The sequence below is a fragment of the Fructilactobacillus sanfranciscensis genome (assembly GCF_029023685.1).
Taxonomy (GTDB): domain Bacteria; phylum Bacillota; class Bacilli; order Lactobacillales; family Lactobacillaceae; genus Fructilactobacillus; species Fructilactobacillus sanfranciscensis.
This window is the reverse complement of sequence record NZ_CP118925.1, coordinates 1,077,182-1,101,807: the sequence shown is the minus strand read 5'-3', so window position 1 is coordinate 1,101,807 and position 24,626 is coordinate 1,077,182. Positions and strand designations below refer to the sequence as shown.

Here is a 24,626-nt window from a genome sequence, read left to right as displayed (position 1 = left end):
TATTATGGAAGGTGAAGGAATGAAACGATTAGGAGTAGTACTACTGGTTGCCGCAAGTTCAGTAGTTTTAGTAGCTTGTGGAAGTGGTAAAGGAGTTGGAACCAACAGTGGTTCTAGCAAAACAGAATTAACCGATAATAACTCTGGTAGTAAATATCAAAGTTTAATTAAAGATGGTCATTACCAAGTTAGTAAGTCTTCTGGGGTTGACCAAAGTCAAACTAGTAACACCTTTAATTTGCAAGGTTTCCAACATGGATTACAAAATATTTCTAAGAAAGAATTCTCACCAGATAAATATGTTTTCCAAGAAGGTCAATATATTTCTACTTCAACTATTTATAATTGGTTAGGTAGAAAATCAAAAGATAATCCAGAAGGGTTAAATCCAAGTCAACCAAAGAAAAAAGTGGTTCCTGAATACCTCCAACAAGTTGATGAACAAGACTACCTTGAACCAGAAGGTGGAAAAATGAAACTTAAGGGTATGACAATTGGAATTGGATTGAATTCAGTTTATTATTACACTAAGGAAAAGTATGGGGCTCAATACTCAAAACATTTAGATGATGCTGATATTGAACAAAATGGTAAGGAAATTGCCAACAAAATCCTAGCACGGATGCGAGCAAATAAAGATACCAAGAACATTCCGATTGTGATTGCCTTATACAAGGCAGCACCTGAAGATAGTTTAGTTGGTGGAAACTTCATTGCTTACTCCGTTAATAAGGATGGAGCAAAGGAAGTTAGTTCTTGGAACAAGGTTGATGAAAAGAACTATGTCTTACCTGCTTCGGATGGCGAAAAATTACCAAATGACAATGATGCAGCAGCCTTTAATGAATTTAAGAATAAAGCTCAAAGTTATTTCCCTAACTTAAGTGGTGTTACTGCTCAAGCTCATTACACTGATGGTTCGCTTTCAGGAATGACAATTAATGTAACGACGCAATTCTATAGTTACACTGAGATTAATAGTTTCACCCAATATCTTCAAACTGCGGCACAAAAATACTTGCCAACTGGCGCTCCAATTGAAATTCAAGTTGGATCAACGAACGGAATGCAAAGTTACTTGTATCGGAGTACGAACGATAAGAAATTTAGTTCACACGTCTTTACAAACTATTAATGCATAATTAGGAGGTCATTATGACAGAAAAAGTAAATGAAGCAACTACTCAACACATTGCTGGGTTAGCTAAATTAAAGCTAACTGAAGAACAACTACCGAAGTTCACAGAACAACTAAACGATATGTTGAATATGTTAGATGAGCTTGGAACTGTTGACACTGAAGGAATTGAACCTACTTACTCAGTAACTGATCGGATTAACGTTTTACGTGAAGATGTTGCTGATAACTGGGGTCAAAGAGATACATTATTAGCCAATGCTCCTGAAACGACGGATGGCTTAATTCGCGTTCCAACTATTATTGACGAAAGTGAGGACAAATAATGAACTATTTTGATACCGATTTAGAATCACTTCACAACCAATTAGTTAGTGGAGAACTTACTTCTGAAGAGTTAACAAAGCAAACGATTGAAAAAATTAAGGAACAAAATGAATCTGTCCAAGCTTACTTAACGATTAATGACAAAGCGATTGAACAAGCTAAAGCCATTGATGAAGCTGGAATTGATCCAGACAGTATTTTTTCTGGAATTCCCGTTGCCCTAAAAGACAACTTGGTAACCAAAGAAATGAAAACGACTGCTGCTTCAAAAATGTTGGAAAACTTTACGTCAATTTTTGATGCAACCGTTGTCGAAAAATTAAAAGCTGCTGGAGCTGTGTTTGTCGGAAAAACTAACATGGATGAATTTGCCATGGGTAGTTCAACTGAAAACTCTGCCTTTGCGACAACTCGTAATCCTTGGAACTTAGATACTGTTCCTGGTGGTTCATCAGGTGGATCAGCAGCCACTGTTTCAGCCGGCCAAGTGCTTGCTAGTTTAGGTTCAGATACTGGTGGTTCAATTCGTCAACCAGCTGCCTTTACTGGGGTCGTTGGAATGAAACCAACTTACGGTCGTGTTTCTCGTTGGGGTCTAATCGCCTTTGGTTCAAGTTTTGACCAAATCGGACCTTTTACTCGCAACGTGAAAGACAATGCTCATTTATTAAATGTGATTGCTGGTCATGACGAACATGACGCTACTTCATCCCTTAAAGAAGTTCCTGATTTTGCTGAAGGAATTGATCAAGGTGTGAAAGGTTTGAAGATTGCGTTACCAAAAGAATTCTTAGGTGACGGAGTTAAGCCAGAAATTAAGAAAGCCATTCAAAAGGCTGCTGAAACATACAAATCACTTGGTGCAACCGTTGAAGAAGTTTCATTACCTAACACGAAGTATGGAGTAATGGCCTACTATGTGCTTGCTTCTTCTGAAGCATCATCAAACTTAGAACGATTTGATGGAATTCGTTACGGTTTCCGTGCTCCTGAAGTGAAAAACCTAGAAGACCTCTACGTTAAAACCCGTTCAGAAGGTTTTGGTGACGAAGTTAAACGTCGGATTATGATTGGAACGTTCTCACTTTCAGCTGGTTCATTTGATAAATACTTCAAGCAAGCTGCTAAAGTTAGAACTAAGATTATTAACGATTTCCAAAAAGTATTCAAAGATTATGATTTAATCATGACACCAACGGCAACTAGTACTGCCTTTAAAATTGGGGAAGAATCATCAGACCCAATGGAAATGTATCTCAATGATGCGTTAACCATTCCCGTTAATTTAGCTGGACTTCCTGGAATGTCCCTTCCAGCCGGCTTTAGTAATGGCTTACCAATTGGTTTACAACTAATCGGTCGTCCGTTTGATGAAAAGACTATTTACCGTGCTGGTTATGCCTTTGAACAAAACACTGACTTCCACAAACAAACGCCAGCATTATAGGAGGAAATACTTATGAATTTTGAAACGACTATCGGTCTAGAAGTTCACGTTGAATTAAAAACTAATTCAAAGATTTTTAGTCCTTCTCCCGTTAAATATGGTGTTGAAGCAAATGCCAACACCAACGTGATTGATTGGGGTTATCCCGGAACGTTGCCAACGGTTAACAAACAAGTAATTGCCAACGGAATTACAGCTGCTTTAGCTTTACATGCTGATATTTCTAGACATCCTCACTTTGATCGGAAAAACTACTTCTATCCTGATAATCCAAAGGGTTACCAAGTTACAGAAAATGACATTCCTGCCGCTCGTAATGGTTGGATTGAAGTTAAAACCGCTAATGGTACTAAGAAAATTGGAATTGAAGAAATGCACGTGGAAGAAGATGCTGGAAAGAACACCCACGGAAAGACATATTCTTACGTTGATTTAAACCGTCAAGGAACACCTTTGATTGAAATTGTTTCTAAAGCAGAAATGTCAAGTCCTCAAGAAGCTTACGATTATCTTGAAGGACTTCGTCAACGGATTCAATTTACTGGAATTTCTGATGTTAAAATGGAAGAAGGGTCCATGCGGGTTGATTGTAATATTTCCATTCGTCCCGTTGGTAGTGATAAGTTAGGGCAAAAAGTCGAACTTAAAAACTTGAACTCCTTTAACTACGTGCGTAAAGCTTTAGCATATGAAGAAGTTCGTCAAGCCCAAGTCTTAATGTCTGGTGGTACAATTGGTGCCGAAACTCGTCGTTACGATGAATTAAACGGCAAGACCTACTTGATGCGGGTTAAAGAAGGTAAAGATGATTATCGTTACTTCCCAGAACCTGATCTTCCAAGTCTTGATATTTCTGAAGAATGGATTAACGAACTTAGAGAAGCTCTTCCAGAAATGCCTGAAAGTCGTCGGAAACGTTATGTGGAAGATATGGGACTTACCGAATATGATGCAATGGTTCTTACCCAAACTAAAGAAATGTCAGATTTCTTTGATAAGTTAATTGAACTTGGGAGTGATCCTAAGATGGCTTCTAATTACCTTCAAGGTGATGTGAACGCCTACTTGAATGACAAACAAGTTGATTTAGCTGATACAAAAATTACCCCTGAAGCCTTGACAACTATGATTAAGATGATTATGGATAAAACCATTTCAACTAAGATGGCCAAAAAAGTCTTTAAAGCCATTACAGATGGTAAAGATCCAAAACAATTTGTTGAAGAAAAGGGCTTAGTTCAATTATCTGACCCCGCTAAACTTCAACCAATTATTGACGAAGTCTTAGCAGCTAACCCCCAATCAATTGAAGATTTTAACAATGGTAAAGATCGTGCCATTGGTTTCTTGGTTGGTCAAATTATGAAGAAAACCCAAGGTAAAGCCAATCCATCAGTGGTTAACAAAATTTTGATGGAATCATTAAATAAGTAGAGAAAGTGGTGTAACGATGGTAAAGCGAGCACGTATAATTTATAATCCAAGTTCGGGGAGGGAGACTCTCAAGCCGAAGTTGGTTGATATTTTAAATGTCCTAGAAAATGGAGGTTACGAAACTAGTACTTTTGCGACTACGCCAAAACCACATTCTGCTAGAGACGAAGCGGCTCGTGTTGCTAAAGATGGCTTTGATTTAATCGTTGCAGCTGGAGGAGATGGGACCATTAATGATGTAATTAATGGAATTGCTCCGTTAGAACAACGACCAAAATTAGGGATTATTCCTGCTGGAACTACGAATGATTTTGCTAGAGCATTGGGAATTCCACGTGATGATTTTGTGGAAGCTGCTAAAGTAATGATTGATGGTGAACTAATGCCAATGGACGTTGGTAAAGCATACAACGAACACGAAACGCGTTACTTTGTTAACATTGCAGCTGGTGGACGTTTAACCGAATTAACCTACGACGTACCTTCAGATTTGAAAACAATCTTTGGTTACATGGCATACATGTTAAAGGCCGTTGAAATGTTACCAAGTAGTCATCCTGTTCAAATTGAAGCCCAATATGATGGTGGAGAATACAAAGGAAAAGCCTTAATGTTTTTCCTTGCAATGACGAATTCAGTGGGTGGTTTGGAACAATTAGTTCCCGATGCCTCTTTGAATGACGGAAACTTTACCATGATTATTGTCAAAACGGGAAATGTCTTTGAAGTCTTACAATTGATTACGAAAGCCTTAAATGGCGGACGTCACATCGATGATAATCGAATCGTTTATAAGAAGACCAAGAATTTCTCAATAGTACCAAAAACGGGTCGTAAAATGCCCATTAATTTAGATGGTGAATTTGGGGGGAATGCCCCAATGAAGTTTACTAATTTAAAACAACATATCCAAATTTTTGCCAATCTAAAAAATAAAAAACTAACTGACCAGTAATAAACTTAAAAAGTTTTGTCGGATTATACGGCAAAACTTTTTATTAGGGAGAAAAAATGAGTAAAAAAATTGATGCACCAGTAACCAAAAACGAAGAATTAACGGTTTCCGTTACTGATTTAACATACGAAGGAATGGGTGTTGCAAAAGTTGGGGAACATTTCCCAATTTTTATTGAAGATGCTCTACCTGGTGAAGAAGTAAAAATTAAAGTTTTAAAAGTAAAACGGAACTTTGCGTTTGCTAAACTAGAAAAAATCTTGAAGAAGAGTCCAGATCGAGTAAAAGCCGTGGATAAACGTTATACTCAAGCCGGAATTGCACCATTACAACATTTAAGCTACGACAAACAACTTGAATTCAAACAACACCAAATTGCTGAAATGTTCAAAAAAGATCACATTGACGTTGAAGTTAATCCAACGATTGGGATGGAAAAACCCATGCAATACCGGAATAAAGCTCAAATTCCAGTGCGGATGATTAATAACCGATTAGAAACTGGTTTTTACCGTCGTCACAGTCATGACTTGATTCCAATTGAAGATTTCTATATTCAAAATCCAGAAATTGATAAGGCTATTGTGGTGGTTCGAGATGTATTACGGAAATACAACATTGCCGCATACAACGAAGTTACCCACGAAGGCTTAATTCGGAACATCATGGTCCGTTACGGTTTTTACAGTCATGAAATGATGATTGTCATTGTCGTTAATGGTCGTGATTTACCACATGCCCAAGAAATTACGCATGATATTATGGAAAAAATACCTAACTTAGACAGTTTAATGATGAACATTAATACTGGTAAAGGTAATAAATTAATGGGTGACAAGAACTTCATGTTGGAAGGTAAAAACTACATCATGGATCAATTGATGGGCACGAAGTTTATGATTTCACCATTGTCATTTTACCAAGTCAATCCTTTCCAAACGGAAAAACTCTACAAACTTGCCATTGAAAAAGCTAAATTAACTAAAGATGACATTGTTATTGATGCTTACTGTGGAATTGGAACTATTTCCTTAGCCATGGCACCAAACGTTAAGCATGTTTATGGTGTTGATGTGGTTAAAGAAGCCATTGAAGATGCCAGAACTAACGCTAAGTTAAACCACATTGATAACGCAACTTTTGTGGTTGGTAAAGCCGAAAAGCAAATGAAACAATGGGCTGAAGATGGCATCAAACCGGACGTGATTGTCGTTGATCCTCCTCGTAAGGGAATGGATGAAAGTTTCATCGAAACTGTGTTAAAGATGAAACCAGAACGTTTAGTGTATGTTTCATGTAACCCAGCTACGTTAGTTCGTGACGCTAAGTTACTTGAAGAAGGTGGCTACAAGATTAACCAACCGGTTCAACCAGTTGATCAATTCCCACAAACGCCGCATGTGGAATCCGTAACCGTCCTTGATCGCACAGATAAATAGCCTGTAAACGCTGGTATGCCGGCATTCTTGATAGATGAAAAGTGTACTAATTCCTCTTTTGGTGATTGGAATTAGTACACTTTTTGCTTATTGAGCTAGAGGGTCGAGTGGACAACGTGCTGGATTTTTAGGTTGTGTAGATAAGTGTCCGTTTTGGGGAGGTGAGTTGGTTAAGTTGATGAGAGAAGCAGTAATGGTTGACATGACGATAAGATAATGGATGTTAATTATTAAAGATATTTATAATCAAAGATTTAATTTATTGATTCTAATCAATTTTTGTAAAATGCTTTTATGCTAGATTTATATCGCAATAGTCAAATGGAAGGATGAGAAATATGGTTGATTATATTGCAAAAATTAAACCAATAAATGCGGATAAAATTGAAACACAGGCGAATGGAATAGCAACATTTAGTGAAAATGGTAATAGCCTTCATATTCATGTGGAAATGTTTGATACGCCTGCCAATATTGAACATTGGGAACATTTCCATGGATTTCCAGATGGGAAACAAGCTCATGTTCCGACGCTAATGCAGGACGTGAATCATGATGGTTTTATTGATTTACCTGAAACAGAGGCAGTATCTGGGACAACGATGGTTCCTTTTGATGATGTACCACAAGAAATGAACATTCCCCATGATGGCTATCCGGTTGCAGATAAATACGGTCATTATGAATATGATAAGGATGTCCCATTAAAAGATTTACAAGCAAAATTTAAGCAAGCATTTGGTAGTGAGGATCTTCAATTAGATAAACGAGTAGTTTATGTTCACGGCGTACCAGCGGATCTTAAATTACCATCTAGCGTTGCCGGTAATGTTATGAGTTATGATGCACATACAACTTTGCCAATTGCTGCTGGAGAGATTAAATTGGCACATTAATTTTTATAGAACTGAAATTTGAAAGCTAGAGTCTATGCTTTTTGCATGGTTTCTAGTCTTTTTTTTGTATATTCTCTCTTTTATTAAACGAAATTTACACGATAAAACTGTGATTTTTTGTTTAAAAGATAAATATAAAAAGACACTAGTATCTTGATAACAGTCAAGTCACCTAAATTGTTTTTTACCTATGATATGTAGTGTCAAGAAAGGGAGAGGTGAAAAATGATTAAGTTACAACAATTTTTTATGAGGTACAAAAAGCAGCTTTTGTTTGTTAATACTATTCTGCTGTTGCTTGCTGAAGGATCTAAATGGCTATTGCACATGAATTTACCATACCAGGCTTTAATGCTTATCGTGGGGATTGTCGGAGTGCTTCCAATTGTTTTGACGGCTATTTCATCTTTAAGGGTTAAATTAATTTCTATTGATGTTTTAGTATCGATGGCGGTAATCGGTGCCTTCATTATTGGTGAATTTAATGAAGCAGCCATTGTTACTTGGCTATTCATGTTAGGAGATGTACTGGAAGAATTAACCCTAAAGAAAACGCGGTCAGCCGTCGCTGATTTAACCAAAATGGCACCACAGACTGCGTTAGTTGTTCAAGATGATGGCTCAACTGAGAAAGAAGACGTCGATTTCATTGATCCTGGTGAGAAGATTTTAGTTAAAACTGGTGATCAGGTTCCAGTCGATGGCAAGGTTATTTCAGGTTCTGGTTATCTTAATGAAGCCAGTGTTAACGGTGAATCTAAATTAGTTAATAAAAAAGCCGGTAATGAAGTATATGCAGGAACTATCCTTGAAAACGGTACATTGACTGTCGAAACTACCGCAGTCGGTGAAGATACGACTTTCGGTAAAATTATCGAAATAGTTGAAGAAGCACAAGATACAAAGTCACATACAGAAAAGTTAATTAACCGGTTTTCCAAATATTACACTCCCGCCGTACTTATAATTGCAATCGTTGTAGGTTTAATTACTAAAGACCTTAGGCTGGCTATTACAGTTATGGTGCTGGGTTGCCCAGGTGCTTTAGTTATTGGTGTGCCAGTATCTACAGTTACTGGTATCGGTAATGGTGCTAAAAATGGCATTATGTTTAAAGGGTCGCAAGTGATGGACCAAACTCATCGGATTGATGAAATTGCTTTTGATAAAACCGGCACTTTGACTGTTGGACATCCAGAAGTTAGTGCAATTGAGGTATTAAATGGGCCCAAAGATGAAATTATTAAATTAGCTGCTCAAATTGAGCGTCAAAGTAACCACCCCTTAGCTCAGGCAATTGCCAAATTAAATAAACAAAAGCCAGCTTCAATTAAAGTGGAAACTGTTAAGGGTAAGGGAATCATCGCCACTTTAAATAATCAAAAATATTATTTAGGTAACCAAAAATTAATTGTTGAAAATACTCGTGCCAATGCAAAATTGGGTAAAACAATTGATCATTTGAGTCAATTAGGTAATTCAATTGTCACTTTTGCCAATGAGGACCAAAGTCAATTAGCTGTTTTTGGCATTAAAGACCAATTGCGTCCAGAAGCTAATGATGCTTTAACCCACTTAAAAGAATTAGGGGTTAAGAAGCTAGTGATGCTTTCTGGAGACAATCAAGAAACTGCTGAACGAATTGCGGCGAAGTTGCCAATCGATGAAGTTCATGGTCAAATGTTGCCACAAGACAAGGCTGCTTTTGTTAAAAAAGAAAGAGCTAAGGGACACCATATTGCTTTTATTGGTGATGGGATCAATGATAGTCCGGCCTTAGCTAATGCTAATGTTGCAATTGCCGTTGGTAGTGGAGCGGATGTTGCCATTGAAGTTTCAGACATAGTTTTAGTTAAAAATGACTTGCGAAAGATCGCTTATGCCCTTGGATTATCCAAGAAGACAATTTTGAACATGAATGAAAATATCGTGATGGCTTTACTGACAGTCTTATTGTTGTTCATCGGTTTGTTTGCGGGTTATGTTGAAATGGCAAGTGGGATGTTTATTCATGAATTTAGCATCTTAATTGTTATCTTGAACGGGATGAGATTAATCAAATTTCAACAAAAATTGACGATCATCAAGTTTATAATCAACAAAACAAAGTAGCATTAGATATGTAAATTAATAAGGGAGGGGAATTTAATCATGGAAAAAGTAATGATGAAATTATCTGGCATGACCTGTCCTTCATGCTTAAGCAAAATTGAAAGGGCGGTTGGTAGTTTGGATGGAACCGACCAAATCAAAGTTTTATTCAATGCAGGAAAGCTAAAATTTACGTTGGATCCTGATAAGACTAAAACTGTTGACGTCAAGACAGCTATTGAAAAAATGGGTTATGAAGTACAAGGAATTAAGGAAAAGGAGCTTAACTGATGAATGCAGAAGAAAAATACCAGGCGGAATTGAAGCAAAGCGACCTTGATCACCATCAGCCAACTGCAGCTGCCATGACTGGTCACATTATTTCTAACTTGTTAATCCATTCTTTAAAGATTAACCAAGCTAACTTATTTGCTAAAGGATCTGCTAGTCTTTTTTTAGCCGAAAAAGCTGCTGGTTGGATTGTTTATGAACGTCAGGAATTTGACCAATTGAATCACTTATTGGTTAATAATGGTGAAAGTATTCCAACAATTACAGCTCAATTTAAGGAATATACTATGCTAGAAGAAGATGGCAGTAGTAAATATTTAGCAGATGATAAGCAATTATTTGCCTTGGTAAAAGATTTTGATACGCAAACGCTCTTCATTACTAAGGCAATTGCTTTAGCTAACAATGAAAGTTGGCCAGAATTATCTGCTAATTTAACTAATTTAATGGCTTGGATTAAGGAGCAAATTCGGGTAACTCAGGACTTCTTAGGTCATGAACTAAAAGAAGGATTGTATGTCGAAGACGACGATGATGACTTTTAATTAAAGGACGATGAATTTAATGGCTGATTTATGTGTTAACTTAGTACCACTATTTAATGCTTTACCTCAGGATGAGAAGATGCAAATCGAAAAATTAGTTCAGCATAAAAACTATCAAAAGGGTGAAGTGATAATTGATCCAACGATAAATGATAATTTAGTAATTATCGCTGATGGTAACGCTAAGCAGTACACCTTAGATGAAGACGGCTATGAGAATGTTTTGCAAATCTTGCATACAGGTGATTATATTGGTGAGGATTGGCTTTTTGGTCAAGAAAATATCAATAATTACGTCGAGGCTACGGAACACAGTGAAATTTGTTTATTAAAACGGCGGGATCTACTGAAGCTGATGCATAAACAGCCAGAATTAAGTATTCAATTATTGGAACTAAATATTGTTAAAGTTTCGGAAATGCAAAAACAAATTCACTTGTTGGCTTTACCGAAGGTTGAAGACCGGTTATTAAAGTATTTACAAACATATGCAGATGAAATTGGTAAAAACAATTTTACCTTATCCTTAAAAATGAAGGACTTAGCTTTATACCTTGGAACAACACCTGAGACCCTGTCTCGTAAATTTGCTTTATTAGAAAAGCAAGGTCAACTGAAGCGTCAATTACGTCGAATTGAATTATTCGAAAATTAGTTTAATTAGGCAATTATTGCTTAGTTGATAATATACACGTTATATCAGTTTAGAAAATAAGAGAAAGGCGGGTCATATTATATGCAAAGTGAATTTCAAAAAATTTTTCAAGAAATTCAAGCAGATCCTGATAATGAATCTTTTACAAAGCAAGGGATCAAGCCACTTTACTATGCTTCTTCATCTGCCAGAATAAATATCATTGGTCAAGCACCAGGACGAATTGCCCAAGAAAAAATGAAATTCTGGGATGATCCTAGTGGTGATCGTCTTCGGACCTGGTTAGGGGTTTCGAGAGACGTTTTCTATAATTCTGGAATGATTGCAATTTTACCAATGGATTTTTATTATCCCGGGAAAGGCAAGTCTGGAGATCTTCCACCGCGCAAGGACTTTGCTAAAAAATGGCATCCACAACTATTAAAGTTAATGCATGACAGTCAACTAACCATTTTAGTGGGTGCTTATGCAACGAGGAGGTACCTTCATCTAAGGTACAAAGATCGGTTGACTGATATTGTCAGGAACTATCAGCAATACCTGCCAGACTATTTTCCAATCGTTCATCCGTCACCACGAAATAAAATTTGGGAGGCAAAAAATCCATGGTTCGAGGAGCAGGTAATTCCAGACCTGCAAAGAAGAATTCAAATAATTCTAAATAATTAGGGGATGATCCAGATGCAGAAACCAGGCATTATCGGTGGTATAGGCCCAGAAGCAACAATGAATTATTATTTGCTCCTATGTCAATAAATGGCACAAATTTAGTTAGACAGCTATTCTAATTCTTTCCGTGTTGTACCGGTGAATATAATTTTCTGTTTTTAATACCACATCTTCAAAACAAGTAATGTCACCTGGAAACGATTGACATCGCTTGTTTTTTTGTATAGTTTAATAAAAATCGAACTTTATTGGCATTATTGAAAGGTCATAAATTAAATGGATACCGAAATTAAAAAGATTACTAATACACCTAAAAATGTCCAAAAGTTACACAAAATGATTGTCGATACTTTTTGGGATACTTATCGTGGTTCTAGTGCTGACCAAAATATCGCTGATTATTTAAAGGATTCATATTAACCAGCCCAAATTGTAACTCAATTAGAGCAGTCAAATTGTGCTTTTTACTTTATAATGAAAGATGGAAATACAGCTGGTTATATGAAACTTAATTTTGCTGAAGCTCAAACGGAAACTTACGATGGAGAATCAGTTGAAATTGAAAAATTATATGTTTTACCCGCTTTTAAACGCCAAGGGCTCGGTCGAAAATTATTAGAGTTTGCGGAAGAAACTGCTAAACAAGACTATGCAGAGTATCTTTGGCTTGGGGGTCTGGAGTGATAATGATAAAGCATTAGCCTTTTATCACGAGATTGGTTTTAAACAAACAACTACTCATACCTTTAATTTAGGTGATGATCCTCAAACTGATTTCGTAATGGTCAAAAAATTACAAAAATAATCATTAGTTAGGTGAGATGAATGAATAAAGAAGAAAAATTAGTGATATTAGAAAAATTAGTTAGTTTTAACACCTCAGAAGGTAACGAACTTGCCGAGGCTCAATATTTACAAGACTTGTTGTTAGAACACGGAATCGAAAGTGAAATTGAAAATTTAGGCAATCATGAAGCTAATTTAATTGCAGAAATTGGAAACGGACAAAAACCGGTTTTCACGATTAGTGGACATTTAGATACAGTGGCGGTCGATGTCGATAAATGGGATACTGATCCATTTACTTTAGTTCGTAAAGACGGCCAAATGTATGGAAGTGGTGTGACTGACATGAAAGGTGGCACTGCTGCATTAGTGATTGCCATGATTACTCTAAAAGATGCTGAGTTTCCATTGAATGGAACGTTACGTTTAGTTTTAACGGCCGGCGAAGAATCAAATATGCACGGTTCTCACCAATTATATGCTGACGGAGCCATGAATGATTCAGACACGCTTTTAATTGCTGAACCAACTGGCTACCGGACAGTTTACGCCAACAAGGGTGAAGTCGACTTTAAGATTACCGCACAAGGAAAAGCCGCACATAGTTCACGGCCTAACTTTGGGATTAATGCGATTCAAAATTTAATGGATGTTTTAGAATTAATCAAAACGAAAGTTGAAGCTCGAGCTGAACAAAATCAAGATGATGTTTTAGGGAAAACAACCTTTACAGTCGATATCTTCAAAGGTGGAATTCAAATTAATGCAATTCCCGCAAATGCTGAAGCTGAAATTAACACGCGGATTGTGCCTGAATATTCTAATGATGAAGTTATGGCAGATGTGAAAGCCGTTGTTGATGAGTTTAACCAAACTCATGCTGGTGAAATTGAAATTGAAATTTTAATGAACATTCCTCCAGTTATCGGAAATCCAGAATCAAAATTAATTAAAGACATTATTAAAATTGCTACTCCTTACATGAAAAACACCGAATACACTCCTTCAGAAAAACAACAGGGGAAAGAAATGCAAGCTAAGCAGGGATTCAATCCTTTTTCAAATGATAAGTTTGATGTATTGAGTGGTGCTGGCGGAACGGATGCTTCTGAGTTACTTAAAGATAAATTAATGGGAACTAACTACGCCGTCTTTGGTCCAGGAAACCCATTGAAAATGCACCAAACCAATGAATATGCTTCAGAACAAATGTGGTTTGATTTTATTGATATTTATGAAAAATTGTTTAAAGAATATTTGTGATAAAATAAATAATAAGATTTACATAAAAAAGTCAGAAATTAATGAACATCTTTCAGTTTGGCGAGCTAAATTCGTTTCACTGGAAAAACAAGATGTGAAAATCGAGGTGTTTTAAAATAGATAAATATTATATTGTTGATCAATCATTGTTACCAGATACGTTTAGTAAAGTGATTGAGGCACGCCAATTATTAGATAGTGGCAAAATCAAAAATATTAGTGAAGCGGTTAAAAAAGTTGGAATTAGTCGGGGAAGTTTTTATAAATACAAAGACTCGGTTTATGAAACTGACGAAGCCAACTGGAATCGTAAGGCCGTCATTTCTTTAATGTTAGATGATCAACGTGGGATTCTTTCGGCTGTTTTGAAGAAGTTTGCCGATAGTAAAGCCAGTATTTTAACGATTAACCAAAACATTCCGATTCATAAAGTTGCGAGTGTAGTAATTTCTTTGGATTTGAGCACGATGGAAATTACGATTGACGAATTATTACAATCAATCAAAGATGTAGATGGAACTAGTAAAGTTAATTTAGTTTCAATTGAATAAGCAAAAAAACAACTGTGAATTAATTTCACGGTTGTTTTTGTAATTTGCAGAGGAGTTTAAAATGAATATGTTAGATCAAACAATCGATTATATAAAGGAAAAATATGCGGTAATTGGTGAACGGACTTTTAAATAATTTCCGCACTATTTAACGTTTAGACACAAACAAGATAACAAGTGGTTTGCATTGATAATGAATGTTCCAATGAATAAATTAGGATTAGAAGGAACCCAAGAAGTGTAGATAATTGATTTAAAATTAAATCCAGAATTAATTGGATTGTTACAGCAGAAAAGGGGCTATTTTTCTGCTTATCATATGAATAAAGAACATTGGAGTAGTGTGATTTTGAATGATGAGACTGATTTTGCTGAACTGAAAAATTTGATTGATGATAGTTATCAAATAACTAATAGTTAGCAAAAGAGGTATAAATAATGAATGAAAAATATTTAAAAGTACCAACGGTCGGTGAAATTATCAGAGAAGAATTTTTAAAGCCCTTAAATTTATCTGGTTAATTAAGTTGGCAAGCTTCCAGAATAAATCAAGTTGTTCATCATATTCAAAAATCTTTTTCATGCCAGCTAAGTTATCATTTACAATGTGACGATTATATCCATCTTCATCGTAACCGCATTAATGTTTAGATACAACGAAAAAGGATTCCAGCAGTACTGGAATCCTTTTGTTTTAGTCTTTTTTAGTATCTTGAGAAACGTCATTGGCATGCTTACGTTGGTAAGTAGCAATGTTTTTGTATTCTGGTTTGAGGTAACGACTTAAGCGAATGTAAATTGGAATTAATTCACGGTAGGCTTCGTAGTTCTTAGGGTTAGGCTTGTGAGTATTGGTAACACCAACAAACTTGCTAACATCGTATAAACTACTAATCATACCAAGACTGTACATTCCAAGAGTAGCAGCACCTAAAGCGGTTCCTTCAAAACTTTCAGGAATGTTAACGTCTTGTTCAAAAATATCAGCTAACATTTGACGCCAAAGTTTAGAACGGGCAAATCCACCAGTTGCTTGAATCTTCTTGGGTTCACCAACAACTTCTTCAAGGGCAAGCATAACTGTGTATAAGTTATAAACAATTCCTTCAAGGGCAGCCCGAATCATGTTAGCACGGGTGTGTTTACGAGTTAAAACAAAGAAGGTTCCGCGAGCATCTGCATCCCAGATAGGAGCACGTTCACCACCTAAGAATGGAAGGAAGATTAAACCATCTGAACCAGCGGGAACGGCAGCAGCAATTTGGGTCAATAAATCATAAGCATCGAGATGCATTTGTTCAGCCGTAACTTTTTCTGGTAAACAAAGTTGATCACGAACCCAACGGAAGACGATTCCACCGTTGTTAACTGGTCCACCAACGACCCACATGTTTTCAGAAAGGTAGTAACAGAACACACGACCTTTAGGATCAATCGTTGGTTTATCAGTAACGACCCGGACAGCACCAGAGGTACCAATGGTAACGGCAACTACACCAGGTTGAATAGCATTAACTCCTAAGTTAGCTAATGGACCATCAGAAGCTCCGATGACGAATTGAGTTTCTTTGTTAATTCCAATCATATTAGCGTAGTGGTCAACCATTCTTTTGAATTGGTAAGTTGTATCAACTAATTCGGGAAGTTGATCACGGGTTACGCCAGCTACTTCTAAGGCTTGGTCATCCCAATCCATAGTAAAGATGTTAAATAAACCAGTGGCATTGGCAATTGAGTAGTCTTCTTTTAATTCACCAAAGAGTTTGTAGTTAATGTATTCTTTGATTCCAACAAAGTAACGAGTTTTTTTGTAAATATCTGGTTTTTCATTACGTAACCACATGATTTTAGTTAATGGGGTCATTGGATGAGTAGGAACTCCAGTTTTTTTGTAAAGTTCCATACCAATTCCGTTTTCTTTTAACTCGTCAGCATATTTAACGGCCCGGTTATCAGCCCACGTAATTGCACGAGTAAGTGGTTTGTAATTTTCGTCTAAACAAATCACACTGTGCATAGCACATGAATATGAGACACCTTTTAAGCTACCATGTTCTAAATCAGCTTTTTCTAAAACATGATTTAGTCCTTCAATCATGGCACTAAAAATTTCTTCTGGATCTTCTTCAGCCATATCAGCTGTATCTTGATATAAAGGATAGAGGTCGTTTGAATAACCTTTAACGTTTCCATCTTCATCATACAAAACCGTTTTGACACTGGTAGTACCAATATCAACACCAATTACGTATTCCATAATAGTGTTCCCCTTAATAAGTTAGTAAATTCATTTAAAAAGCTTTAATTTAAAGTTTTTGTAGCGCTTACATTATATTGGAGTGAGGGATACAATTCAATCAAGCACATCTTAAGTTTCGGTTACTTTTCAGAAAAGAAAGCTAGTTTTTATTCACTTATGACTAACATAACTGATAATGTTAAAATAAATATTAATTGTTTATTAAATTTAAAAGATGCTATTTATTGGCAGTGGAGTTGAAATGAGTAAACTTAGTCGAAAGGCTTATCAACAGCAGCAACGAGTTAGTCGTCGTCAGAAATGGATGATAATCATGGGACTGTTGTTATGTCTATGTGTGATTGGATTATTAATCTTTCAACATATTGCGGGACAAAGGCAGCAACAAAAGCAATTTCTAACGAAACATCCAGTTCGGGGGTTAATCATTAATCAAGATGATTCTTATGTTGATTTTACTCAAGTAAATCAAGATGGAATGAAATACGCTTATCTTCGGGCTTCTCAAGGAGCAAGTTTTACAGATGATAATTTTAATGATAATTATTCACGCAGCATTGGATCAGGTTTGAAAATTGGAGTTTACCATCAGTTTGGGTTTGGAAGTTCCATTAAAGGACAAGAAAAAAACTTTGTTGAATCAGTGGGTAACAATATTGGAGATCTCCCAATTGAAATTAGAATTAGCTACTATGGTAATTATAATTCGCATAACGTTAAACCCAAGAAATTATTTAATGATGTTAATGAAATGACAGCTTATTTATATCATAAATATCATCGACCAGTTTTGCTTAAAACCAATCAGCGAAATTATGAAATTTTGAAAAAGATTCCACATGCTCAATTTGCAATCACGGGAAAACAGCATGCGAAAAACTCTAAATTTATTGGTCTAAGTAACGCCAACCAAATTTATGATAATGGTAAAATCAGTGAGTATGAGATGTCGGCTTTCAATGGAAATAAGGTAAAATGGGAAGAGTACTTAAAACAACTCAAAAGTGATGATTTAGAAAAGAGTAACGCAAATGATTAAAATTGGAACGATTGGTACAAATTGGATTACACAACGGATGGTGGAAGCTGCTACAGCGACTGGTGAATATGAATTAGCAGCAGTTTATTCACGACATGAAGATACTGGCAAAGCCTTTGCAGAGAAAAATCATTGTCAGCAGGTATATTGCTCATTAAATGATTTTATGTCATCAGATCAATTTGACACGGTTTACATTGCCTCGCCAAATGTATTTCACTTTGCCCAAGTCTTAGAAGCCATCCAACATGATAAAAATGTGATTGTGGAAAAACCAGCTTTTATGAATCCAAGACAAATGCAACGAGTTTTAGATGAATTAACCCTTCATCCCCAGGTTCGTTTATTTGAAGCAGCACGAAACGTGCATATGCCAGCATTTAAAGCAGTGCAAAAAACACTAGCTAAAGTTCACCAACTTGCTGGTGCTGATTTTGTGTTCAGTCAATATTCATCACGTTATGATTTAGTGTTGGCTGGCGAAACTCCCAACGTTTTTAATTTTAAATTCGCGGGTGGAGCTTTAGCCGACTTAGGGATTTATCCGCTTTATGATGCGATTGGATTATTTGGACTTCCAATCAAACAAATTTATTATCCAACGATGATTGCAACTGGGGCAGATGGTAAAGGAACCGCCATTTTACATTATGCCGATTATGATATTACGTTGAACTTTAGCAAGATTTCGAGTTCGAAACATGAATCTGAAATTTATGCTGGTCGTGATATTATTGCAATTGATAATGGGGGAGAATTTACTGAAGTAAAATTAATTACTCCAGATGAAACCAAAGTGATTAGCCCCAAATATGTTAAGAATCCGATGATTCCAGAAATGACTGATTTTGCAAACGTCCTTAATCATCATGATAATCCAGAAATTCAAAGACAATACCAAGCTTGGTTGCAATTAATGCAACAAGTTAACGAAACTTTAAATAATCTAGCAGTTTCTGCTGGAATTCACTATCCCAATCAATTTAAGGAGTAACGCTGTGTTAGAAGAATTTGTAAAACGTTTTGAAAAATTAGGTTATAAAGAACAAACAGAAATCCAAAAGGCTGTTTATCAACCCATGATTGATGGGGGAGAAGACATTGTTGGTCTATCCCCAACCGGATCAGGTAAAACGGTCGCCTTTTTAATGCCAATCTTAGCCAATATTATGGCAGGTGAGGGAACGCAAGCTTTAATTGTGGAACCTTCCCAAGAATTAGCCATGCAAGTTACGAGTATTATTCGCGACTGGGCTGGTCCTTTTAAGGTGAAAATTTTACCTTTAATTGGAGGAGCTAACGTTAAACGACAACAAGAACAATTAAAGAAACGACCAGAAATTGTCGTTGGAACACCTGGTCGAATTTTAAGTTTATTAGATGAACGGAAATTAAAAGTTAATCATGTCGATACAGTTGTGATTGATGAAGCAGATGACTTGTTACAAGACGATTCATTAGAAAAAGCCCGTCAAATTGTTGCTGCTGTCCCCCGTGATGCCCAAGTTGCTTATTTTTCAGCAACTGATAATGAAGTACTCTATAACTTAGAAGAAGTGATGGGTAAACCTGCCCGCATTATTGACGTTCGTGACTTAGATAAGAGTCGTGGTGTGGTTAAACACGGCCAATTTCAGGTTTCTCGTGGGAAACGGAACGATGTGTTAAATCGTTTAACCAAATTGACTAATTTTAAAGCATTGGTGTTCTTTAACCAACAAACTGAATTGAACCGTGCCTTTAATTACTTTAAGCATCAAGGTTATGCACCTGTCGAAAAATTAAGTGGCGAAGAAAACAAAATGCAACGAGAGAAAGCATTACGCAACTTTAGAAAAGGACAAACCAAGTTACTTTTAACAACTGATGTGGCTGCTCGGGGATTAGATATTCCTAAGTTACCAGCTGTCGTTAACTATGATTTGCCTAAAGAAGCTAATACTTATATTCATCGAGTGGGTCGAACTGGTCGAATGGGAGAACCAGGCTTAGTAATTAACTTTGGTGATGATCATGATTTACGTGATTTGAAGAAATTATTACGGGATGAAGAATATGATTTACAACCCCTATACTATTTCCGCGGTAAATTAGTTGATCACGTTGACCAAGCAGATATTGATCAAGCAAAAGCAGACGAACTAGCCAAACAAAAGGTCGTGCCAGAAGTTAAGGGAACTAAGCCTTCTGTTAAAAAAGCACGAATTAGAAAAGTTCAAGCAGTTGTGGAAACTCCAAAAAAACCTCGTAAAAAGAATCGAAAGCGGAACCAAAAGAACAAAGGATATCATAAGAAATAAGCTTGCCATTCTTTACGGATGACAATAATCGTGAGAAAATAAGGAGATTGATGTTGGCCCCATAGCACAATTGGATAGGGCAGTCGCCTCCTAAGCGATCGATCTCAGTTCGAACCTGAGTGGGGTCATAAAAAGTAATTCACAAATGTGATGATGTGAACCCATAAAGTTGGACACATTATTTAGTTTTTCTAGGAGACAAGTTTTCGATATTGAATCGGAGACTTGCCTCCTAGTTTTGTTTTAATACGAAAATTATTGTAATAATAAATCCAATTCCTAACGGAATTTATTAATTCTTCTTTCGTACTAAAATTGTTTCCTATTTTAATTTTTAAAAGGTGAAAAAATGATTCAATAACCGCATTATCTAAACAGGTTGCTTTACGCGACATGCTTTGGGTAATGTGGTTTTTCTTTAGAAATTTATTTAATCGCTTATTTTGATAATGAACTCCTTGATCAGAATGGAAGAATCTTTTGAAGTTTGTCTTAGGTAGCTTCAAAATAGCTTCTTTAATTGGTGAAAAGACGGAATTAAAATCAGGATGGTTACTAATACTATATGAAATTATCTCTCCAGAAAATAAATCTAGTACTGGATTTAAATATATACGTTCATTTATACTTTGTTTTCCATACCTTAACTCTGTAGTATCTGATACTAACTTTTGAAATGGAATTGGCGTATTGAATCGACGATTCAATCTATTTTTAAATCTTTTACCAACATTACCTTTATATGAACTATATTTTCTTTTCTTCTTTCCAAAAGCTGATGATAAAAGATTATATTTTTTCATAATATGAATAACACGTTTGTGATTAACGTTATATCCATCATTATTGAGTGCCATCGTAACTTTTCTATAACCATAGTTAGGGTTGATTTCTTTAATACTATTTATTAACTTAATTATATTTTTATCTTTGTCTATTGATTGTGACGAAGTCGCATAGTAATAGTTACTTCTAGGTAATTTAACATCTTTTAAAATGAAGCTAAGACTGACTTTGAATTTATGCCTTAGATCATCAATTACCATTACTTTTTCTTTGTTTGTTTTTGATCTAGGACTTTCAGTTTTTTTAAATATTCATTTTGAATTCTAAGCATTAAGTTTTCTTCTTTAAGCTGCTTAAGTTCATCATCTTTTGATAATTTAGGTTGTTCTGTTACTTTATTTTTATTCATTTTTGGATTACCTCGTTTTCTTGATAATCCGATTATACCTAATTCATCAAACTGACGCTGCCAAAAATAGATGGTACTTTCTGAATGTATTTTAAATTTGTTACATAATTCTGATAAAGTACAATTATGCGAATTTTTATAGCTTAATACTTTGATTTTAAATTCGATAGAATACTCTATCCGATGACGGTTTTCACTAGTAACCATTCCAAAATTTTCATTTTTAATTCTATTAATCCATCTTAAAATAACTGAATTTGAAACTTTATATTTTTTGGCCAACGTAGTTGACCCAGTACCATTAAAATATTCTTTTATAATTTGCTGTTTTAACTCGTAATTTATTTTTGGCATAACAAAAACCCCATAAGTTAGATTTTTGTCCAACTTATGGGGTTCATATCAGAAATTTAATTTCAACGGAACTTTTTTTATTTTGCTTCTTTTTCTTTAAATGAAATGAAAATTGCCCAAAAATAATTTAAAATTACCACTACAATATTTTGAATGATATTCCAGATGTTTTTTCCTAATTTGTTATTAAATCCTAAGATACTGACACCAAAAATTAAAATACCCAAACCGAGAATTCCAGTTACTAATCTTCCAGTAAAAAATGTTGTAATTTGATACCAGAATTCTTTTGCCGAATAATGTTTAGTATGAAAAACATAGTATTTATTAGTATAGAAAGCGAAGAGGACTGAGATAAACCACGCAATTCCATAAGTGATTGAATAATTAATGTTAGTAAATTGCGTCAATATGGTAAAAATAACCATATTGACGACGGTTGTTGCAACACCCCAAAAAGCATAAGGAATTAAATCACGGTGCTTTTGATACAATTCAATTAAGGACTTCATTATTTTTGCTCCTTAATGATGTATTGGGGGCGGTGCTTAGTTTCTAGGTATATTTTACCAATGTATTTACCTAAAATTCCTAAACAGAAAAGCTGAATTCCACCAATTAATAACATGATAGAAACTAGTGAAGGCCAGCCAGCAACTGAGCCACCAAAACAAATTGTTCTAATTACAGTAAAAATGATACCTAAAACAGCAAAGAAACAAGATAATCCACCGACCCAAGTTGCTACTTTTAAAGGAGTATCAGAAAAATCAATAATTCCCTCAATTGAATATTCAAGTAATTGAATCATTGACCAGTGGGTTTCCCCAGCTGCTCTTTCACGTCCGGCGTATTTAATGTACTTCGTGTTAAAACCTACCCAACTGAAAATTCCTTTAGAAAAGCGATTATATTCAGTTAAATCATTTACGGCATCAACATATTGACGTGTCATTAAACGATAATCACGTACGTTTGGTTTGATTTTAACATCTGATAAACGATCAATTACATGATAAAAAGTGGATGATAAGAACGCCCGAATTGGGTTTTGTTTTCGACTAGTTTGAATACAACCAACGCAATCGTAGTCTTCAGTTGTAATAATTTTTAACATTTTCGGTAATAATTCAGGCGGATCTTGAAGATCGACATCCATTAAAGCAATGTAATCTCCATTAGCTGATCTTAATCCAGCAGTAATGGCAGATTCTTTTCCAAAATTACGAGAAAAAGAAATAAAGTGGACTGTTTCAGGATGTTGATTATGCAATTCGTTTAAAATTTTTAAAGTATTATCTGATGATCCATCGTTGATGAAAATATAATCAGGAACGTACTTTTTTGAATCTTTATTCATTCCCGCAAAAACTTTTTCGACGGTATCATAAAATAAAGTAATTGATTCCTGTTCGTTATAACAAGGGACAACTAAACTAATAGTTTCCAAATTGAATCCTCCTTATAGTTGAAAAAATATTTTCAACTTTTAAAGCTAGTAAACTAACCCTAATTTTATCATTATTTAGATTGAATAGTAACTAGAATTCAATCTGTTATAATTGAATTAAATAAAGCTTAAGGATTACTAAAATTGAAGAAAAAGACAAAAATTTTTAAAAATAAAATCATTCCTTTTACTAAAATATTGGTAAAGCATTTTTCAATGGGTAACGTTTCAGATTCTGCCATTGTATTTGCTTACTATTCTTTGCTATCTTTATTTCCCATTTTAATCTCAATTGGGGGAGTAATTAGGTTAGCAAATGCTAATCCAACACGTGTGATTGACTCAATGAAACTGTTGATGCCAAGTTCAATTTACAAGATGCTGCAACCAATTGTGGAGTCAGCATTTAGTTCAGGACACAGCGGAAGTAATTTATCAGTTGGATTAATAATCACCATTTGGTCAGCAAGTAGTGCGATGGCAGCTTTTCAAAGAGCAGTAAATCGAAGTTACGGAGTGCTTGATCAAAGCGCTTTTATGAATCGGGTGATTTCCTTTTTATGGATGCTATTGCTAGTCGTTTTCTTATTTGTATTGATGATTTTACTTGGTTTTGGACAAGCACTCATTGACTTGCTTAACAAAATGATTAATATGCCATCTGAAGTTTTGCACTTGGTAGAGGCTTTTCGAATACCATTCATCGTTATCTTATTGGTCATTATCTTGAGTATGATTTACTTCTTTGTTCCGAGTCTCAAAACAAAGTGGAAATACACCCTTGGAGGGACATTATTTGCGTTGTTAGGATTATCAATTTTGTCACAACTATTTTCGCAAATTATTGGTGAATTTTTCCGTAACATTTCGGCTTATAAGACTTTAGGAACCTTTATTGTTGTTATGATTTGGCTTTATTTAACGGGCATGGTTTTGTTGATTGGCTCAGTTATTAATGCCAGTGTCCATGATTATTTTATTAAGCAGTTCACAAAAAAAGGTAAATAAAAAAGACCACTCAGGGTCTTATTTATTTACTGCATCAAACAGTTTTTGAGAAAATTGGTCAAGCGTTTTAATGTCATTTTCATCGGGGTCAAGGTTAATTTTAACGTTTTCTGCACCTTGAGTAGCACCAGTTGCTAAAAGTTTTTTGGCAAATTTATCAACTGCTAAATTATAGAATTCTTCATAAAAGACATCCCCAGAACCAGCAACACCAAAAACTTTTCCCGTTAAGTCCAAATCCCCAAGATCTTCAAAAAAGTCCATTCCTTCTTCAGGAAGGTTACCTTCATCGTAAGTATAAGGACAAATAACAATTAAATCAGTATCAGTAAGTTCTTCGGCTTCAGTTTGAGAAATTTCGGTTTCTTCAACATCCATCCCAAGATCTTCTAATCCTTCAGTTACAATATCAGCAATATCTTCATTGTTACCAGTAATAGTTGCGTATACGACGTGTGCTTTCATTTTCGGACTTCCTTTGCTTATTTATCAAGTAAGTATAGCAGAAGTTAGACTAATTGTGAATTTAGAGA

Annotated in this window: 26 protein-coding genes, 1 tRNA gene and 1 pseudogene; 22 read left to right on the top strand and 6 right to left on the bottom strand. The window is 35.4% G+C overall.

The window, feature by feature from the left end; translation table 11 throughout:
- The first annotated feature begins 4 nt into the window (after positions 1-4).
- The 17 genes and pseudogenes from PY770_RS05700 to PY770_RS05620 all read left to right on the top strand — a co-directional run bounded on the left by PY770_RS05700 (position 5) and on the right by PY770_RS05620 (position 14,908).
- Positions 5-1,135, top strand: a complete 1,131-nt coding sequence (locus PY770_RS05700; RefSeq protein ID WP_225362137.1) for a CamS family sex pheromone protein — start codon at positions 5-7, stop codon at positions 1,133-1,135.
- A gap of 20 nt (positions 1,136-1,155) precedes the next feature.
- The gene (gene gatC / locus PY770_RS05695; RefSeq protein WP_014082334.1) at positions 1,156-1,464 is read left to right on the top strand and encodes an Asp-tRNA(Asn)/Glu-tRNA(Gln) amidotransferase subunit GatC; all 309 of its coding nucleotides are present in this window, start codon (positions 1,156-1,158) and stop codon (positions 1,462-1,464) included.
- Positions 1,464-2,912, top strand: a complete 1,449-nt coding sequence (gatA, locus tag PY770_RS05690) for an Asp-tRNA(Asn)/Glu-tRNA(Gln) amidotransferase subunit GatA (RefSeq protein WP_103428902.1) — start codon at positions 1,464-1,466, stop codon at positions 2,910-2,912. The genes gatC and gatA overlap by 1 nt, the downstream gene beginning before the upstream one ends.
- A gap of 12 nt (positions 2,913-2,924) precedes the next feature.
- Positions 2,925-4,346, top strand: a complete 1,422-nt coding sequence (gene gatB / locus PY770_RS05685) for an Asp-tRNA(Asn)/Glu-tRNA(Gln) amidotransferase subunit GatB (RefSeq protein ID WP_103428903.1) — start codon at positions 2,925-2,927, stop codon at positions 4,344-4,346.
- Between the two features lie 16 nt (positions 4,347-4,362).
- Entirely contained in the window at positions 4,363-5,301 is a 939-nt protein-coding gene (locus PY770_RS05680) for a diacylglycerol kinase (protein WP_103428904.1), read from the top strand.
- Positions 5,302-5,357: 56 nt separating this feature from the next.
- Positions 5,358-6,740: a 23S rRNA (uracil(1939)-C(5))-methyltransferase RlmD gene (gene rlmD, locus PY770_RS05675; RefSeq protein WP_163600946.1), complete on the top strand. Its 1,383-nt coding sequence runs from the start codon at positions 5,358-5,360 to the stop codon at positions 6,738-6,740.
- Positions 6,741-7,078: 338 nt separating this feature from the next.
- Entirely contained in the window at positions 7,079-7,636 is a 558-nt protein-coding gene (locus PY770_RS05670) for a hypothetical protein (RefSeq protein ID WP_163600945.1), read from the top strand.
- 225 nt (positions 7,637-7,861) lie between these two features.
- Positions 7,862-9,762, top strand: a pseudogene (locus tag PY770_RS05665) (heavy metal translocating P-type ATPase).
- 25 nt (positions 9,763-9,787) lie between these two features.
- On the top strand, positions 9,788-10,018 hold the full coding sequence (locus PY770_RS05660; protein ID WP_003671691.1) for a heavy-metal-associated domain-containing protein: 231 nt from the start codon (positions 9,788-9,790) through the stop codon (positions 10,016-10,018).
- Entirely contained in the window at positions 10,018-10,563 is a 546-nt protein-coding gene (locus tag PY770_RS05655; protein WP_103450998.1) for a DNA-binding protein, read from the top strand. The genes PY770_RS05660 and PY770_RS05655 overlap by 1 nt, the downstream gene beginning before the upstream one ends.
- Positions 10,564-10,582: 19 nt before the next feature.
- Positions 10,583-11,218, top strand: coding sequence for a Crp/Fnr family transcriptional regulator (locus PY770_RS05650; protein WP_103450997.1), 636 nt, complete (start codon positions 10,583-10,585; stop codon positions 11,216-11,218).
- An 81-nt stretch (positions 11,219-11,299) separates the two neighbouring features.
- Positions 11,300-11,887, top strand: coding sequence for a uracil-DNA glycosylase family protein (locus PY770_RS05645; protein ID WP_139562373.1), 588 nt, complete (start codon positions 11,300-11,302; stop codon positions 11,885-11,887).
- Positions 11,888-12,163: 276 nt separating this feature from the next.
- Entirely contained in the window at positions 12,164-12,307 is a 144-nt protein-coding gene (locus tag PY770_RS05640; protein ID WP_163601040.1) for a hypothetical protein, read from the top strand.
- A 9-nt stretch (positions 12,308-12,316) separates the two neighbouring features.
- Positions 12,317-12,571: a GNAT family N-acetyltransferase gene (locus PY770_RS05635; RefSeq protein ID WP_139571259.1), complete on the top strand. Its 255-nt coding sequence runs from the start codon at positions 12,317-12,319 to the stop codon at positions 12,569-12,571.
- A 141-nt stretch (positions 12,572-12,712) separates the two neighbouring features.
- Positions 12,713-13,936 (top strand): ArgE/DapE family deacylase, encoded by a 1,224-nt coding sequence (locus tag PY770_RS05630; protein ID WP_103428915.1) that lies wholly within the window; start codon positions 12,713-12,715, stop codon positions 13,934-13,936.
- 116 nt (positions 13,937-14,052) lie between these two features.
- The gene (locus PY770_RS05625; protein WP_014082320.1) at positions 14,053-14,487 is read left to right on the top strand and encodes an ACT domain-containing protein; all 435 of its coding nucleotides are present in this window, start codon (positions 14,053-14,055) and stop codon (positions 14,485-14,487) included.
- 244 nt (positions 14,488-14,731) lie between these two features.
- Positions 14,732-14,908, top strand: a complete 177-nt coding sequence (locus PY770_RS05620; RefSeq protein ID WP_318530518.1) for an MmcQ/YjbR family DNA-binding protein — start codon at positions 14,732-14,734, stop codon at positions 14,906-14,908.
- A gap of 273 nt (positions 14,909-15,181) precedes the next feature.
- Here PY770_RS05620 and gntK read toward each other — a convergent pair whose 3' ends face one another.
- Positions 15,182-16,744, bottom strand: a complete 1,563-nt coding sequence (gene gntK, locus PY770_RS05615) for a gluconokinase (RefSeq protein ID WP_275045848.1) — start codon at positions 16,742-16,744, stop codon at positions 15,182-15,184.
- A 244-nt stretch (positions 16,745-16,988) separates the two neighbouring features.
- Here gntK and PY770_RS05610 point away from each other — a divergent pair, with 244 nt between their 5' ends.
- The 4 genes from PY770_RS05610 (at position 16,989) to PY770_RS05595 (ending at position 20,214) form a co-directional block, all read left to right on the top strand.
- Positions 16,989-17,786, top strand: a complete 798-nt coding sequence (locus PY770_RS05610) for a GH25 family lysozyme (RefSeq protein WP_275045847.1) — start codon at positions 16,989-16,991, stop codon at positions 17,784-17,786.
- Positions 17,779-18,780 (top strand): Gfo/Idh/MocA family protein, encoded by a 1,002-nt coding sequence (locus PY770_RS05605; RefSeq protein WP_103428918.1) that lies wholly within the window; start codon positions 17,779-17,781, stop codon positions 18,778-18,780. Before PY770_RS05610 ends, PY770_RS05605 begins: the two co-directional genes overlap by 8 nt.
- Before the next feature lie 4 nt (positions 18,781-18,784).
- Positions 18,785-20,086 (top strand): DEAD/DEAH box helicase, encoded by a 1,302-nt coding sequence (locus PY770_RS05600; RefSeq protein WP_041817902.1) that lies wholly within the window; start codon positions 18,785-18,787, stop codon positions 20,084-20,086.
- 55 nt (positions 20,087-20,141) lie between these two features.
- Positions 20,142-20,214 (top strand) — tRNA-Arg (locus PY770_RS05595).
- A 63-nt stretch (positions 20,215-20,277) separates the two neighbouring features.
- Here the strand turns inward: PY770_RS05595 and PY770_RS05590 are convergent.
- The 4 genes from PY770_RS05590 to PY770_RS05575 all read right to left on the bottom strand — a co-directional run bounded on the left by PY770_RS05590 (position 20,278) and on the right by PY770_RS05575 (position 23,085).
- Positions 20,278-21,132 (bottom strand): IS3 family transposase, encoded by an 855-nt coding sequence (locus tag PY770_RS05590; protein ID WP_275045846.1) that lies wholly within the window; start codon positions 21,130-21,132, stop codon positions 20,278-20,280.
- Complete coding sequence (locus PY770_RS05585) at positions 21,132-21,635, bottom strand: helix-turn-helix domain-containing protein (RefSeq protein WP_275045845.1); 504 nt, start codon at positions 21,633-21,635, stop codon at positions 21,132-21,134. The genes PY770_RS05590 and PY770_RS05585 overlap by 1 nt, the downstream gene beginning before the upstream one ends.
- A gap of 77 nt (positions 21,636-21,712) precedes the next feature.
- Complete coding sequence (locus PY770_RS05580; protein WP_014082312.1) at positions 21,713-22,147, bottom strand: GtrA family protein; 435 nt, start codon at positions 22,145-22,147, stop codon at positions 21,713-21,715.
- Positions 22,147-23,085: a glycosyltransferase family 2 protein gene (locus PY770_RS05575; RefSeq protein ID WP_275045844.1), complete on the bottom strand. Its 939-nt coding sequence runs from the start codon at positions 23,083-23,085 to the stop codon at positions 22,147-22,149. Before PY770_RS05575 ends, PY770_RS05580 begins: the two co-directional genes overlap by 1 nt.
- A gap of 144 nt (positions 23,086-23,229) precedes the next feature.
- On the opposite strand from PY770_RS05575, the gene PY770_RS05570 reads away from it, so the two are divergent.
- Positions 23,230-24,093: a YihY/virulence factor BrkB family protein gene (locus tag PY770_RS05570; RefSeq protein ID WP_238331828.1), complete on the top strand. Its 864-nt coding sequence runs from the start codon at positions 23,230-23,232 to the stop codon at positions 24,091-24,093.
- 18 nt (positions 24,094-24,111) lie between these two features.
- On the opposite strand, the gene PY770_RS05565 is transcribed toward PY770_RS05570, so the two are convergent.
- Positions 24,112-24,558: a flavodoxin gene (locus tag PY770_RS05565; protein ID WP_103423403.1), complete on the bottom strand. Its 447-nt coding sequence runs from the start codon at positions 24,556-24,558 to the stop codon at positions 24,112-24,114.
- Between the last annotated feature and the right edge of the window lie 68 nt (positions 24,559-24,626).